Source organism: Glutamicibacter sp. NPDC087583, from assembly GCF_044743685.1.
GTDB lineage: Bacteria > Actinomycetota > Actinomycetes > Actinomycetales > Micrococcaceae > Glutamicibacter.
Map to the genome: position 1 here is coordinate 140,019 of NZ_JBIUWY010000006.1, position 13,811 is coordinate 153,829.

General features: G+C 62.5%; 10 protein-coding genes. 7 read left to right on the forward strand and 3 right to left on the reverse strand.

Annotated features, from left to right (window positions below):
* Positions 1-2 precede the first annotated feature (2 nt).
* The gene (locus ACIOU9_RS14910) at positions 3-1,616 is read left to right on the forward strand and encodes an ABC transporter transmembrane domain-containing protein (protein ID WP_402697398.1); all 1,614 of its coding nucleotides are present in this window, start codon (positions 3-5) and stop codon (positions 1,614-1,616) included.
* Here ACIOU9_RS14910 and ACIOU9_RS14915 read toward each other — a convergent pair.
* Genes ACIOU9_RS14915 through ACIOU9_RS14925 form a run of 3 tightly spaced genes read right to left on the reverse strand, consistent with a single transcriptional unit; the run spans position 1,613 to position 5,337 of the window.
* Positions 1,613-2,224 (reverse strand): TetR/AcrR family transcriptional regulator, encoded by a 612-nt coding sequence (locus ACIOU9_RS14915; RefSeq protein ID WP_332488299.1) that lies wholly within the window; start codon positions 2,222-2,224, stop codon positions 1,613-1,615. The genes ACIOU9_RS14910 and ACIOU9_RS14915 overlap by 4 nt on opposite strands.
* Complete coding sequence (locus ACIOU9_RS14920) at positions 2,221-4,551, reverse strand: YhgE/Pip family protein (protein WP_402697401.1); 2,331 nt, start codon at positions 4,549-4,551, stop codon at positions 2,221-2,223. Before ACIOU9_RS14920 ends, ACIOU9_RS14915 begins: the two co-directional genes overlap by 4 nt.
* A gap of 3 nt (positions 4,552-4,554) precedes the next feature.
* Positions 4,555-5,337 carry an ABC transporter ATP-binding protein gene (locus ACIOU9_RS14925; protein ID WP_332503553.1) on the reverse strand — a complete coding sequence of 261 codons (783 nt, stop codon included), beginning with the start codon at positions 5,335-5,337 and terminating at the stop codon, positions 4,555-4,557.
* 221 nt (positions 5,338-5,558) lie between these two features.
* Here ACIOU9_RS14925 and ACIOU9_RS14930 point away from each other — a divergent pair, with 221 nt between their 5' ends.
* From ACIOU9_RS14930 to ACIOU9_RS14955, 6 genes are all read left to right on the forward strand, one after another.
* Positions 5,559-7,475, forward strand: a complete 1,917-nt coding sequence (locus ACIOU9_RS14930; RefSeq protein ID WP_332498825.1) for an ExeM/NucH family extracellular endonuclease — start codon at positions 5,559-5,561, stop codon at positions 7,473-7,475.
* A 327-nt stretch (positions 7,476-7,802) separates the two neighbouring features.
* Positions 7,803-9,131, forward strand: a complete 1,329-nt coding sequence (locus tag ACIOU9_RS14935) for an ABC transporter substrate-binding protein (protein WP_133835076.1) — start codon at positions 7,803-7,805, stop codon at positions 9,129-9,131.
* Positions 9,132-9,227: 96 nt separating this feature from the next.
* Complete coding sequence (locus ACIOU9_RS14940) at positions 9,228-10,391, forward strand: sugar ABC transporter permease (RefSeq protein WP_332498826.1); 1,164 nt, start codon at positions 9,228-9,230, stop codon at positions 10,389-10,391.
* Positions 10,384-11,271: a carbohydrate ABC transporter permease gene (locus tag ACIOU9_RS14945; RefSeq protein ID WP_402697404.1), complete on the forward strand. Its 888-nt coding sequence runs from the start codon at positions 10,384-10,386 to the stop codon at positions 11,269-11,271. Before ACIOU9_RS14940 ends, ACIOU9_RS14945 begins: the two co-directional genes overlap by 8 nt.
* A complete protein-coding gene (locus ACIOU9_RS14950) occupies positions 11,271-12,689 on the forward strand; it encodes a GH1 family beta-glucosidase (RefSeq protein WP_402697406.1) in 1,419 nt (472 codons plus the stop codon). Before ACIOU9_RS14945 ends, ACIOU9_RS14950 begins: the two co-directional genes overlap by 1 nt.
* 100 nt (positions 12,690-12,789) lie before the next feature.
* Complete coding sequence (locus ACIOU9_RS14955; protein WP_286134377.1) at positions 12,790-13,803, forward strand: LacI family DNA-binding transcriptional regulator; 1,014 nt, start codon at positions 12,790-12,792, stop codon at positions 13,801-13,803.
* Positions 13,804-13,811 lie beyond the last annotated feature (8 nt).

Genomic DNA, 13,811 nt, shown 5'->3' on the forward strand with positions numbered 1-13,811 from the left:
AGATGCTGGACCAGAAGATCGCCGTTGAGCAGCCGGCGCAGCCTGGGCGCCTGCCGGCCCTGGTAGCGCCCGGGCGGCGGATGCTGCTGGCCGGATTGCTCAGCCTGGGCATTCTCGCCGGCTTGCTCTCGATTGCCATCGGCTGGCTGATCGGACAGCTCTCGACCCGCATCAGCTGGGCAGCTCTTGGCGCGGTCCTGGGCTTGGTGGGATGCTTCTTCCTGGCCAAGTACGCTGAACGGGTGCTGGCCGAGAAGCTCGGCCAGCATTATGTGGCCCAGCTGCGCCGCGGGCTGGTCACGCACGCTTTGCGCAGTGCACGCGGTCCGTCCATGGGCATCACCATCGCCCGTTCCACCAACGACCTGTCCTCGATCCGCAACTGGATTGTGCAGGGCATGGTCCCGCTGGTCGCCGGCTTGCCATTGCTGATTGTCAGCGGTGCGGGCCTGTGGTTCCTGCATCCGCTCCTGGCCCTGAGCTTGGCCGCGACCCTGGTGCTCGAGGGCGTCCTGCTGGCGGCCTTGGCCGGGGGTACTTTCCTGAGCGCCAGGACCTTGCGCCGGCACCGTGGGAGCCTGGCCTCGCGCATTGCCGATACCGTCGCGGCGCGGACAGCTATTGCGGCCGGCGGCGGCGTGGAACGTGAAGTGCAAAGGGTGCAGGACTCCTCGCAGAAGGTGATCGATGCTTCGGTGCATCGCGCCCGGTTCGCCGCCGCCCTGCGTGGCGGGGCGCTGGCCATTCCGCTGCTGGGTACCGCGCTGGTTGTGGCAGCGGCCTCGATGGCGCAGCTTCCGCCAGCTGCCGTGGCGACCGCCCTGACGCTGATGGGAATTTGCGCAGGAACCCTGGGCGAGTGGGGCCGCGTGGTGGAGTACCGGCAGAATTACAAGGCGGGCCGGCGAATCATCGCGCCGCTGCTGGCCGAGCAGGAACGCTGGCGGGCCCGCGAAGAATCTTCGGCAAGCACCCGCGATGCCAAGGAGCTGATGCTCCAGCCTTCCTCGGTGCGCATCCAGGTGCCCGCAGGGATGGCCGACCAGTTTTCCACCCTGCGGGCACAGCCCGGGGAGCGAATTGCGCTGCGTGGAAGCCAGGGCCAATGCGCGGCGCTGCTTTCGGCCATTGCTACCGGCGCGCTGGTGCACGGCGCCGACCCGCAGGCCGGGGTGTGGATCGCCGAGGGGCGCAGCGAGGATCTGCCTGCTGCCGGCCGCCGCAAGCTCGTGGGCTCCGCATTGGAATCCATGGTTCCCGAGCGCGGAAGTGTCGCCCGTGCGCTGCGGTATCGCCATCCGGGCGCTTCGCTGCGCAAGGCCGTGGCGCTGGCTGAAACCTGCGGTTTGAAGATGGCCGATTTGCCCGGTGGGGCGGAAGCCCGCTTGCGCCGGGGCGGCGAACCGCTTAGTTCCGGGCAGCAAGCATCGTTGCTGGTGGCACGGGCGCTGTTGCGCGAACCGCCATTGCTGGTGGTCGATTCGCTGCTGACCCGCTTGCCCGATGGAGCCTACGGAGACGTGGCCGAACTGCTCAACGGCTATCCCGGGGTGCTGCTCTTCAGCGCCGGACTGCCTGGCATCAGGGAAACCGCCAGCTGGGACGCGCAGGCCTAGGAGCCGGCCGCCGGACGGGTAGCGCGAAGCCCGTCCACGGTGAGCAGCACGGCGCGCACCGTTTGCCCGCGATCCAGGCCGGTCTGTCCCGAGGCGCGCATCCGGGCGGTAAACAAGGCGGCACCGAAAATGCTGGTGGCTACCGAGAGCTTCTGGTCGGGCTCGAGCACGACCAGGCGTTCGAGCACCTCGATGATCAGCCCGGTCACCTGCGTGTGCAGCGGGGTGCTGGCGAACGCATTGGCGGTGTCCGCGCTCAGCTGCTCCTGCATCCACAGATGGGCAAAGGAGGGGTAGCTGGCGACGAAGTCCATGGAGAATTCCACCATCTGCCTCAGCGCAAGGTAGGGGTCTTCCCCGGAGGCCGCACGTGCCAGTTCGCCCATGAGCTTGTGCGCGCCGTAGCTGAGGATCTGGCTGACCAGCTCGTCTTTGGAACCGAAATTGTAGTAGACCGTGCCCTTGGAAACGCCGGCCGCGGCCGCGATCTCGTCCACCGAGACGGACTCGGGGGAGCGCGAACCGAGCAGCTGCATGGCCGCTTCGAAGAGCTTCTCCTTCGAATCCGTGGCCCGCACACGGCGGCGTTGGCCCGTTGGCGTTGTCATTCTTTCAGCTCCGGTTGCAGTGTTTTCAAGCTCCAGGTCTTGTTCTTGCGTACCGCAAGCATACTCAAGACTAGTCCAATGGCGGTGTAGAGCAGCAACGAACCGGCAACCGATGGCAGCACTCCCAGATCCGCGCCGTACATCAGGTGGCGCATGCCGATCACCACATTGCTCATGGGCAGGATCCGGTGCAGCAGGTGCAGCGAATCAGGCAAGGTCTCCCAGGGGAAGGTGCCGCCTGAGGTGACCAGCTGCAGGACCATCAGTACCAGCACCACGAACTTTCCAGCGGTGCCCAGCAGCGCGAAGCACCCCTGGATCAGCGCACTGAAGCATAAGGCAGAACCGGCCAGCAAAGCCCAGATCAGCCACGGGTGGGCGGCATGCAGTCCCAGCCCGAATCGCACCACCGCGTAGAGCAGGCTGGTTTGCAGCACTGCGATGGCGGCGAAGGGCAACCAGCCGCCGATGGAAATTTTCCAGTTGCTGCCGTTGGAAGCCAGCGCGCGCTTGGTCATCGGGCGCATCACCTGGGTCAGGATCAGCACGCCGATAAAGGTCGCCAGGGTCATGAAGAAGGGGGCAAGGCCTTCGCCGTAAGCCTGCGCTTCGGCCTGCTTGCTATTGGAGACAGCTACCGGATTGCCCATGACTTCGGCCAGTTGCCCGCTGGTGGACTTATCGGGGTTCGGCACCTTCCCGGTGCCGTCCTCCAGGCCGGCGGCCAATTCATCTGAACCGTCTTGCAGTTCTTCGGTGCCGTCCGAGAGCTCGCCGACTCCAGAGGAGAGCTGCACCAGTCCGTTGTGCAGGGCTCCGGTGCCGGCGAGCAGCGTGCCGGCACCCTGATCCAGTTGGCTTGCGCCGTCAGCCGCGTTGGTGGCGCCATTCAATGCGGACTGCTGGCCCTCGGCCAGGGTCTTTGCCCCGGTGTGGGCTTCGGCGGCGCCGGAGGCGAGCTTCGCCGAGCCTTGGGCTGCCGAGCCGATGCCCTTCGCGAGTGCAGGCATGGCGTCATCCAACGCCTTGGTGCCATCCGCGAGGGTGCCCAGGCCGGTGGCCAGCTGCTGGTTTCCTTCGGCTACCTGCGCCGATCCGTCGGCGAGGGTGTGCAGCTGCGTTTGCAGGGTAGATAACTCGGTATTGACCTGGGTCACTTTGGTATCCAAGGCATTGCCGAGCGTAGAATTCTGCACGCTTTGGCTGACCGTGCTCTGGATGGAATCAGCCTGGTCCTGGGTGAGCACGCCACTGCTGACCAACTCGTCCAGGCGCTGCTGCGTATCTTCCTTGACGCTATCCAGCTGCGTTTTCGTGTTGGCCTGCAGCTGGTCGATTACCGCGATGGCCTCATCTGCCGTGCTGGCCAGCTGCTGGTTGCCGTCTGCGACCTGCTGTGAACCGGCAGCAAGCTGGTCGGCGGCTTCTTTCGCGCTGGCGGCGCCTTGATCCAGCTTCGAGACGGAACCGGGCAGCGCTTTGGTCTGCGTCTTCAAGGTGTGCAGACCGTCGCTCAGCTCTTTGCTGCCGTCGGCCAGCTGCGCGGTGCCGTCGGCCAGTTCGGCGCTGCCGTCGCGCAGCCGGGTTTGGCCGTCGACCAGTTGGCCCAACCCTCCCGACAGGTCGGCGGTGCCATTCTTCAGGGTCTTGGTGCCCGAGTTCAGCTCGGTGCTGCCATCGACGAGCTTGGTGGTGCCATCGGCCAAGGTGACCACGCCATCGCCCAGTCGCAGGGTGCCATCGTAGAGCTTCCCGGCGCCGTCTGCGGCTTCGCCCATCGAATCGTGGATGTCCACGAATCCGGCGATCATCGCCGAAGCCGTTTCGGTTCCCACTTCCTGGGCGACCGAGGTGCGCACCGTGGTAGCCAGCGTTTTGGCGAAGTTGGACACCATGAAGTTATTGGCATCGTTGGTCAGCAGCTCGATGTTGGCCTGTTCGGCATCATCGAAATCGCCCGGCGAGACCAGGGCCGAGGAAAAGTCCTCGGGCAGGATCAGCGCAAAGGCGTACTGGCCGGTGGCCACGGCCTGCTCGGCTTCCGCCTTGGAATCCACGTGCGCCCAGCTGAAGGTGCCGTCGTCTTCCAATTCCTCGACGACGTCGTCGCCGACTCGGGTTTTCTCGCCGTTCTGTTCGGCGCCTTCATCCAGATTGACCACGGCGGCCGTGACCTTGTCGAGGTTTCCCTGGGGGTCCCAGTTGGCGTAGAGGTAGAGCGCGCCATAGAGCAGCGGAACGCAGGTGACCGCGATGAGCGCCAGTTTGGGCAAGGTGCCGCGGCTCATCCGCTTGAGCTCGGAGAGGGCAAGTCGCAAAGTTGTCATGGTCTATTCCTTTGCTTCGCACTGAACAGCGTCAGCAAGTTCGTCGGCTGGGAGGAAGAAGTCGTGGTTGTCCGCGATGCCCTTGGCCTTGGCCAGATGATCCAGGCCCAGATCGAGTTCGCCTTGGATGAACCCGGTGGATGGATCGGGCAGCGGGAGCACTGCGGGTTCCGGGTCGGCGGCCTGCCCGGTTTGCTGCTGCCAGCACTGGGGCAGCCGGCTGACGATAGCCAGGACTGCGAATTCCCGATGAGAGGAAGCGAAGTTCTCCAGGGTCTCGAGCCAATGCTCGTCTTCCAGATCGTGCCGGTCCGGTGAATCGACGATGAGCAATTCAAGACGGGGATTCTCGGCAGCCAGCAGGAGCTGGAGCTCGAAGAGGCGCCCCGGATCGATGGCATCGCTCCAGCAGCTGGCGATATCGTCGAATCCATGCTGCGCCATCCACTTCCTGGCGCCGGGCTTGCGCCAGCTTGGCCCCGGGATCAGCCCCAGATCTTCTGCGACAAGATCGCAAACCTTCAAGTGGGATTCGGGTTCATTGATCCCCGGCGAATCGACCAGAGCGCTGTGCTTGCGCAGGGTTCGCAGCTTCGGATCCGCATTCCACACCACCGTCCCGGAGCTGGGTGCCATGCGTCCGCTCAGTACAAGGGCCAGCGCGGTCCGGGAAATCTGCGGCTCGGATACCAGCAGCTGCAGTTCACCTCTTTGCAGTTGCACGGAGGTGGGCCCCACGAGCTGGTCGTGGCGTCCCTTGACGGTAATGGAATCTGCGGTAAGCACAGTTAAAGACTAATTGAACTGACCAGTCAGTTCAATTAGTGAAAAGATTCCTTTAATCACTACTGGACGTAAAGCGTTTGATGACCTTTGATGGTTGTTGGGTACGTCACGAAAAAGCGGGGCAGAGTTCAGGTGCAGTTAATCGGGCTTTGCTTACCTTGGAACCAGGCCCATGCACGCGGCAGGGCCGCCGCTGCTTGAATATCTACCTAGGGAAAAACATGATCAATAGACGTCCCACTCGCATCGCTGCCGCGGTGCTGGGAACCGCGCTTGCGGTTTCGAGCTTCTCGGCGGCGCACGCCGATACTGCCGAAATCACCCCCATCGAACAGATCCAGGGGACCGGCGACAGCTCACCCATGGCTGGCCAGGACGCAACTGTGCGCGGTGTTGTCACCGGAGCCTACGCCGACGGCGGATTCCGCGGTTTCTATCTGCAGAGCGCTGGCAGCGGCGTAGATGCCTCGGGCCAGGCGAGCTCGGCGATCTTCGTGTACGCGCCGGACGAGGTTTCCTCGGTGAGCGTCGGCGACCATGTCCAGGTTTCTGGCGAAGTGTCCGAATACTATGGCTTGACCCAGCTCAAGGCCGGCAGCGTCGAGGTGCTCGATGAACCGGCGCAGGGCGTCAAGCCGCTGGCGATTTCGCTGCCGAGCAGCGATGCCGAGCGCGAGCGCTTTGAATCCATGCTGATCGAGCCGCAGGGCGAGTTCACCGTCTCGGACAATTACTCGCTGAACCAGTACGGCGAGCTGAGCCTGGCCATGGGCACCAGCGAGATCCTGCCCGGCGAACGGCTGCTGCGCCAGCCAACCGATGTCTTCAAGCCGGGCAGTGCCCAGGCCAAGGCTCTCGCGGCGGAAAACGAGCAGCGCTCGATCGTGGTCGATGACGGGGCCACGCTGAACTTCTCCACCAGCAAGAACAAGCAGATCGCCCTGCCGTACATCGACGCGCAGCAGCGCGTCACCGTAGGCGCTGACGCATCCTTCATCGCACCGGTCATTTTGGACTACCGCTACGATATGTGGCGTTTGCAGCCGCAGGGCCAGGTGGTCGGCGCCGATGATGCTGATATCGCCGTGAACTTCGAGCAGGTCGACAACGACGCTCCGCAAGAGGTGGGCGGCAATGTCAGCGTTGGCAGCTTCAACGTGCTGAACTACTTCACCACTACCGGCGACATGCTCGATGGGTGCTCGTACTACACCGACCGCGAGGGCAATCCGATCAATGTCCGCGGTGGTTGCGATGCGCGCGGCGCGGCGACCGCTGAAAGCTTTGAGCGCCAGCAGTCCAAGATCGTTGCCGCACTGGGCAAGTTCACCGCAGACGTGGTGGTCCTGGAAGAAATCGAGAACTCGGCACGCTTCGGACAGAACCGCGATGCCGCCCTGGCTCACTTGGTCAACGAGTTGAACCAGGAAGCTGGCCAGAAGGTTTGGAGCTATGTCCCGACCCCGTCCGTTGTGCCCGCTGACGAAGATGTTATCCGCACCGCGATCATCTACCGCGACAAGGCCGTGAAGCCCATCGACGAGTCGGTCATCCTCGACGATCCAGCATTCGTGAACGCCCGGGATCCATTGGCCCAGGCTTTCCAGCGTGTTGGCGGAAACCAGAACACCCGCTTCCTGGTCGTTGCCAACCACTTCAAGTCCAAGGGCTCGGATCCTGCTGATGGATCGGGCAATGCCGACAGCGGCGATGGCCAGGGCGCTTGGAACGAAGCCCGTGTCGGCCAAGCGGAAGCGCTGGTTGGCTTCGCGGACGAGCTGAAGAAATCGCGCAATACCGACCAGGTGCTGCTGGCGGGGGACTTCAACTCCTATTCGGCTGAAGATCCGATGCAGGTTCTGGTTGAAGCCGGTTACGTGGACCTGGGCGCCGCAGCCGATTCCCAGAGCTACCTCTACGACGGCTTGGTGGGCTCGCTGGACCACATCTTCGCTTCGGAGAAGCTGGCGGGCAAGGTGACTGGAGAAGACATCTGGAACATCAACGCCCTTGAATCCGTGGGCTACGAATACAGCCGCTACAACAACAACATCACTAACCTGTTCGCGGCTGACCAGTACCGTTCCTCGGATCACGACCCGGTGCTCGTCGGACTGCAGCTGGATAAGAAAAACTGACTTTTCCCGCCTGCGCGGTGGCCGGGCGCTCTTCTTCCCTGAAGAGCGCCTGGCCACCTTCTTTTAACCCGCTTTGGGGAACCCAAAGGGGTGCTGGCTGCGGGGCGGAGAATTCTTTGGGGAAAAGGCTTGACAGAAAACTTCCATCGTGGAGAATTGTTGGAGAAGATTTGTGAGAGCGCTCACAAAATGTTTGGCAGAGTCGCTTTCATTGTTTCAGGCATCCAGGAAATCGCAGGAATTTTCTTTTTTGCCGTATTTTGAGAGCGCTCTCAAACTTGTTGGCGCTCGCCCGCTCGCACGATTCATATCCGAAATGGAGTCACCGTGAAACCCTCACGCAAATCCCCACTGGCACTGGCCACGGCCGTTGCCGGAAGCATCGCCCTGGTAGCAACCGGCTGCGCAGCCGACGCAAGCAAGGATGCCCAGCCGGCCTCGGCTGATAACCCGGTCACGCTGACCGTGACGACCTTCGGCACCCAGGGACTGGACCCGCTGTACGAGAAGTACCAGAAGGAAAACCCTGGAATCACCATCGAAGCCACCAACATCGACACCGGTGGCAACGCGTTGACCGACTGGAAGACCAAGCAGGCTGCGGGTGCTGGCCTGCCAGATGTCCAAGCAGTGGAAGAAGGCTGGCTGGGCCAGGTGATGTCGGTTGCAGATTCCTTCACCGATCTGCGCGAGTTCGGTGCCAATGAGGTAGCGGGGGATTGGGTTGACTGGAAGGTCAAGCAGGCCACCGACCCAGAAGGCCGCGTCATTGGCTACGGTACGGACATTGGGCCGATGGGCATCTGCTTCAATGCCAAGCTGTTCAAGGACGCTGGCATGCCCAGCGAGCGCGAAGAAGTTGCCGAGCTGCTTGGTGGCGACGACGCAACCTGGGAAGATTTCTTCAAGGCAGGCAACGAGTATGTGAAGAAGACCGACAAGGCCTTCTACGACCAGTCCGGTTTCGTCTGGAATTCCATGGTCAATCAGCTCGACGAGGGCTACTACAAGGCTGACGGATCACTGAATATCGAGGGCAACGCCGAACTGCGCGAGCGCTGGGACCTGCTCTCCGATGCTGCGTCCAAGGGGCTGTCGGCCAACCAGACCCAGTGGGACTGGGGCAAGGGCCAGGCCTTCGTTGACGGTTCCTTCGCCGTCATGCCTTGCCCGGGCTGGATGCTTGGCACGGTCAAGGGCCAGGTTGAGGGTGCCGGCGGAGACTCCAGCGCAGGCTGGGACTTCGCAGATGTCTTCCCGGGCGGCGCGGCCAACTGGGGCGGCTCGTTCCTGACCGTGCCGACCACCTCCGAGCACCCGGCCGAGGCTGCGAAGCTCGCCCAGTACCTGACCAGCGCATCGTCGCAGGCGACCTCATTCGAGGAAGCCGGCACGTTCCCTTCGAACCTGGAAGCGCAGAAGTCCGATGCAGTGACCGGCACGAATGAGATGAGCGAATTCTTCAATAACGCACCGGTGGGCGAAATCCTGGGCAACCGCGCCAACGGCGTCCAGGCCCAGTACAAGGGCCCTCAGGATTCGGTGATCCAGGAGCAGGTCTTCGGCCCGGCTATCAAGGCGATCGATGCTGGCAGCGACAGCGAGACCGCCTGGAACAAGGCCCTCTCCACCCTGCAGGAACTGGAAATCAAGTAATCCCGTAGCCCGCTTCGAATCCAGGCAAGGGCCGCGGCACGCAACGAGGTTGCGGCCCATGCCTGGACAGCTACTGCAGCAGGAAAGATGCCACTGATGAGCACCACAACACACGATGCCCCGGAACAAGACCGGGACGCCAGCGCGCCCAGTCCGCAGCCCCAGCGTTGGAACAAGGGGAACAATGCTCCGGCCGGGGCTAAGCCGGCCGAGACCAGGGACGAGCGCAAGACGCGCCGCCGGCACCTTCGCGGGCGGTGGGATTTCAAGTACTCCCCATATCTCTACATCTCGCCTTTCTTCATCCTCTTCGGCCTGGTGGGCCTGTTCCCCCTGATCTACACGTTCGTCGTCTCGATCAATGACTGGGATCTGCTCGGCGGAGCAGGAGCCTGGATCGGCCTGGAAAACTACAAAGCCGAACTGACCTCTCCGCTGTTCTGGAATTCCCTGTTCAACACCTTCAGCATCTTCCTGCTTTCGGCCATCCCGCAATTGGTGATCGCGACGTTCATCGCGGCCATGCTGGACCAGAACATCCGCGCCAAGACCTTCTGGCGCATGAGCGTGCTGGTTCCCTACGTGGTCACGCCGGTGGCCGTCACACTGATTTTCTCCTCGGCATTCGACGAGCAGTATGGCGTGCTGAACAACCTGCTGGCCGCCGTGAATATCGACCCGATCGCGTGGAAGACCGAGGTCTTCCCGTCGCATATGGCTATTGCGACCATGGTGAACTGGCGCTGGACCGGCTACAACGCGCTGATCCTGCTGGCAGCCATGCAGGCGGTGCCACGCGAACTGCATGAATCGGCGGCCATCGACGGCGCCGGCGTGATCCGCCGCTTCTTCTCGATTACCTTGCCCAGCATCCGCCCCACGATGATCTTCGTGATCATCACTGCCACTATCGGCGGCCTGCAGATCTTCACCGAACCCAAGCTGTTCAACCCCAGCAGCTCGGTTCCAGGCGGCCCGGACCGCCAGTACCAGACCACGGTGCTCTACCTCTGGGACCTGGCATTCAATCGCGGGGACTTCGGACGCGCTTCGGCCGTGGCCTGGATCCTCTTCCTGATCATCATCGTGATCGGCGTGATCAATTTCCTGATCTCCGGATCCATCGCTTCCTCGGCCGACAAGAAGGGCGCCGGCAGCACTGGCAGAACCCGAGCGGCACGTCGGGCAGCTGCCCGAGCCCAAGCCAAAGCAGCAAAGCCGGCCAACGGAACGCAGAGCGGAAGTGCAGCAAATGAGTAATGCAACAGTGGAACGCCCCGCGCGCCAGGTCCGTGCGCCCCAGCGCCGCGGCAATAACTTCTCCATGGACCGCCGTCCTGGCTTCCTCACCTACGGAATCCTGCTGGCCTTCCTCATCGGCAGCACCTATCCGCTGTGGTACTCGTTCGTCATCGGTTCCTCCACCGGTGCGGTGTTCGCCTCGGCGTACCCGCCGCTGCTGCCAGGCGGCCAGTTCTGGACCAATGTCGCCGAGGTCCTGGACTCCGTCGATTTCTGGGCGGCCCTGGGCAACAGCATCATCGTCTCCTCGGTGATCACCTTCTCGGTGGTTTCCTTCTCCACCCTGGCAGGCTACGCTTTCGCCAAATTGCGCTTCCGCGGACGCCAGGGGCTGCTGGTCTTCGTGATCGCGACCTTGGCCGTGCCCACCCAGCTGGGCATCATCCCGATGTTCATGATGATGAAGCAATTCGGCTGGACCGGCTCGCTGGGAGCCATCATCATCCCGACCCTGGTCACTGCCTTCGGCGTATTCTTCATGCGCCAGTACCTGGTGGAGAACATCCCCGATGAACTGATTGAGGCCGCCCGCGTGGATGGCGCCTCCATGATCGGCACCTTCTGGCATGTCGGGGTTCCAGCGGCTCGCCCGGCGATGGCGATCCTGTCGCTGTTCACCTTCATGACCGCCTGGACCGACTACCTGTGGCCCATGCTGGTGGCACCGCAGAACCCAACCTTGCAGGTGGCGTTGAGCCAACTGCAGTCTGCCCGATACGTTGACTACACCATCGTGATGACTGGGGCCCTGCTGGCCACGATCCCGCTGCTGGTGCTCTTCATACTTGCAGGCAAACAACTTGTATCCGGAATTATGGCAGGAGCTGTAAAGGGCTAATGATGAACCACCTATCCCAAAAATTCGCGTGGCCTAAGGAATTCTTGTGGGGCTCGGCTACGGCAGCAGCCCAGATCGAAGGCGCTGGCCATTCCTACGGCAAGGAAGATTCGGTCTGGGACGCCTTCGCCCGCAAGGAAGGGGCCATCGCAGGAGGTGAGAACCTCGAAGTCGCAGTGGACCACTACCACCGCTACCGCGAAGATGTGCAGCTCATGCGCGAACTGGGCCTGGACTCCTACCGGTTCTCCACCAGCTGGGCTCGCGTGGTCCCCGGGGGCCGCACCGTGAACCCCGAAGGCCTGGATTTCTACTCCCGGCTGGTCGACGAGCTGCTGGAGAATGGCATCCTGCCGTGGCTGACGCTCTACCACTGGGATCTGCCGCAGGCATTGGAAGATCGCGGTGGCTGGACCAACCGCGAGACCTCCTACAAATTCCTCGAATACGCGGAGACTGTGCATGAAAAGCTCGGCGACCGCGTGAAGCACTGGACGACGTTCAACGAACCGCTGTGCTCTTCGCTGATTGGCTACGCCGCCGGCGAGCATGCCCCGGGACGCCAAGAACCTCAAGCGGCGCTGGCAGCGGTGCACCACCAGCATCTGGCCCACGGGTTGGCCACCGCCCGACTGCGCGAACTGGGCGCGGAGCATATCGGCATCACGCTGAACCTGACCAATGCGGTCCCGAATAATCCCGGCGATCCGGTGGATCTGGAAGCAGCGCGCCGCGTCGACGCATTGTGGAACCGCATGTACCTGGACCCTGTCCTGCGCGGTTCCTATCCCGAAGACCTACTTGAAGACGTCCGGGGTTTGGGGCTGGCTGAAGTCATTGAAGCAGGGGACCTGGAGATCATCTCGCAGCCAATCGACTTCTTGGGCGTGAACCACTACCACGATGACAACGTTTCAGGCCATCCGCTGCCCGCCGGCCAGCCGCAACCCGTGGTGCCTACCGATTCGCCGAAGTCTTCGCCTTTTGTCGGCAGCGAGTATGTGACCTTCCCGGCACGCGACCTGCCGCGCACGGCCATGGGCTGGGAAGTGAATCCTGAAGGGCTGCGCGTGCTGTTGAACCGGTTGAACCGGGACTACGCTAACCTTCCGTCGCTGTACATCACGGAGAACGGCGCTTCCTACACCGATACGGTGACGGAGGCCGGAACCGTTGAAGATCCCGAACGCGAGGAATACATCCTCAACCACCTTGATGCTGTGGCCCGCGCGATAGAAGACGGTGTGGATGTCCGCGGATACTTTGTCTGGTCTTTGCTGGACAATTTCGAATGGGCTTGGGGCTACGCGAAGCGCTTTGGCATTATCCACGTCGATTACCAGACCCAGGTGCGAACGATTAAGAATAGTGGCAAGGCCTACGCAGGGTTGATTGCCGCAAACCGTACAATGGCATAACACCTGAGCATGATGGTCCGCAGCCTGCCGATGGTGCTGCGGACCATCATCGTGTTTCACCGACGGACTACTGCAAGGCACCTGGATAAAGATCATGATCATGCACGAAGCGCGGAGCCCGAAACCGACCCTCGAGTTGGTGGCAGAACGCGCAGGTGTCTCACGGGCCACGGTCTCCCGTGTAGTGAATGGCTCGGATCGGGTGAAGCCAGGGGCTCGCAAGGCTGTTGAATTGGCGATCCGCGAATTGAACTACGTGCCTAACCGTGCCGCCCGTTCCCTGGCGCAGGGCCGGACCAATTCCATCGCCTTGGTGGTTCCCGAGAACACGGCGAAGTTCTTCGCAGACCCGTACTTCGCCAAGGTCGTCCAGGGCGCTGCCCAGTACCTGGCCGATACCGAATTCATGCTCACCTTGCTGCTGTCCACCGAAGCGGATCCGGTGAAAACTACCCGTTACCTGCAAGGCAGCAATGTGGATGGCGCGCTGGTGCTTTCGCACCACGCGGATGACCGTTCCTATGCGGATCTCGGAACTGTGTTGCCCATGGTTTATGGCGGACGCACCATGAGCACCGATCAAAAGGACATCTATGTTGTCGATATCGACAACATCGCCGCCGCCAGGCAAGCGACTGAGGTCATCCTTGGCCAGGGGCGCACCAAGCTGGCAATTATTGCCGGGCCACAGGACATGGGCGCGGGACTGGACCGTTTGGTGGGATTCAAGCAGGCAGTTGAACGCGCGGGCCTGGAGCCTGCGGCTATTGAGATCGGCGACTTCACCCCGGCTAGCGGACGGCGCATCATGCAGCAGCTGCTGGACGCGGATGTTGCGGTAGACGGCCTGTTTGCCGCCAGTGCCCAGATGGGCTTCGGAGCTTTGCAGGCCCTAGGGGAAGCTGGTGTGAAAGTGCCGGAGGACATTTCGGTAACGTCCGTTGATGATGACTCTTTCGCGCGAAGCTCGACACCGCCGTTGACGACCATTGCGCAGAACCCGGAGCGCCAGGGCGAAATCATGGCGGAACTGTTGATCAAACGCATCAACGGAGAACAGGTACCCGAGTGGAGCATCATGGACACGAAATTGGTGTTGCGCGCTTCGCACTAGTCTGTTGC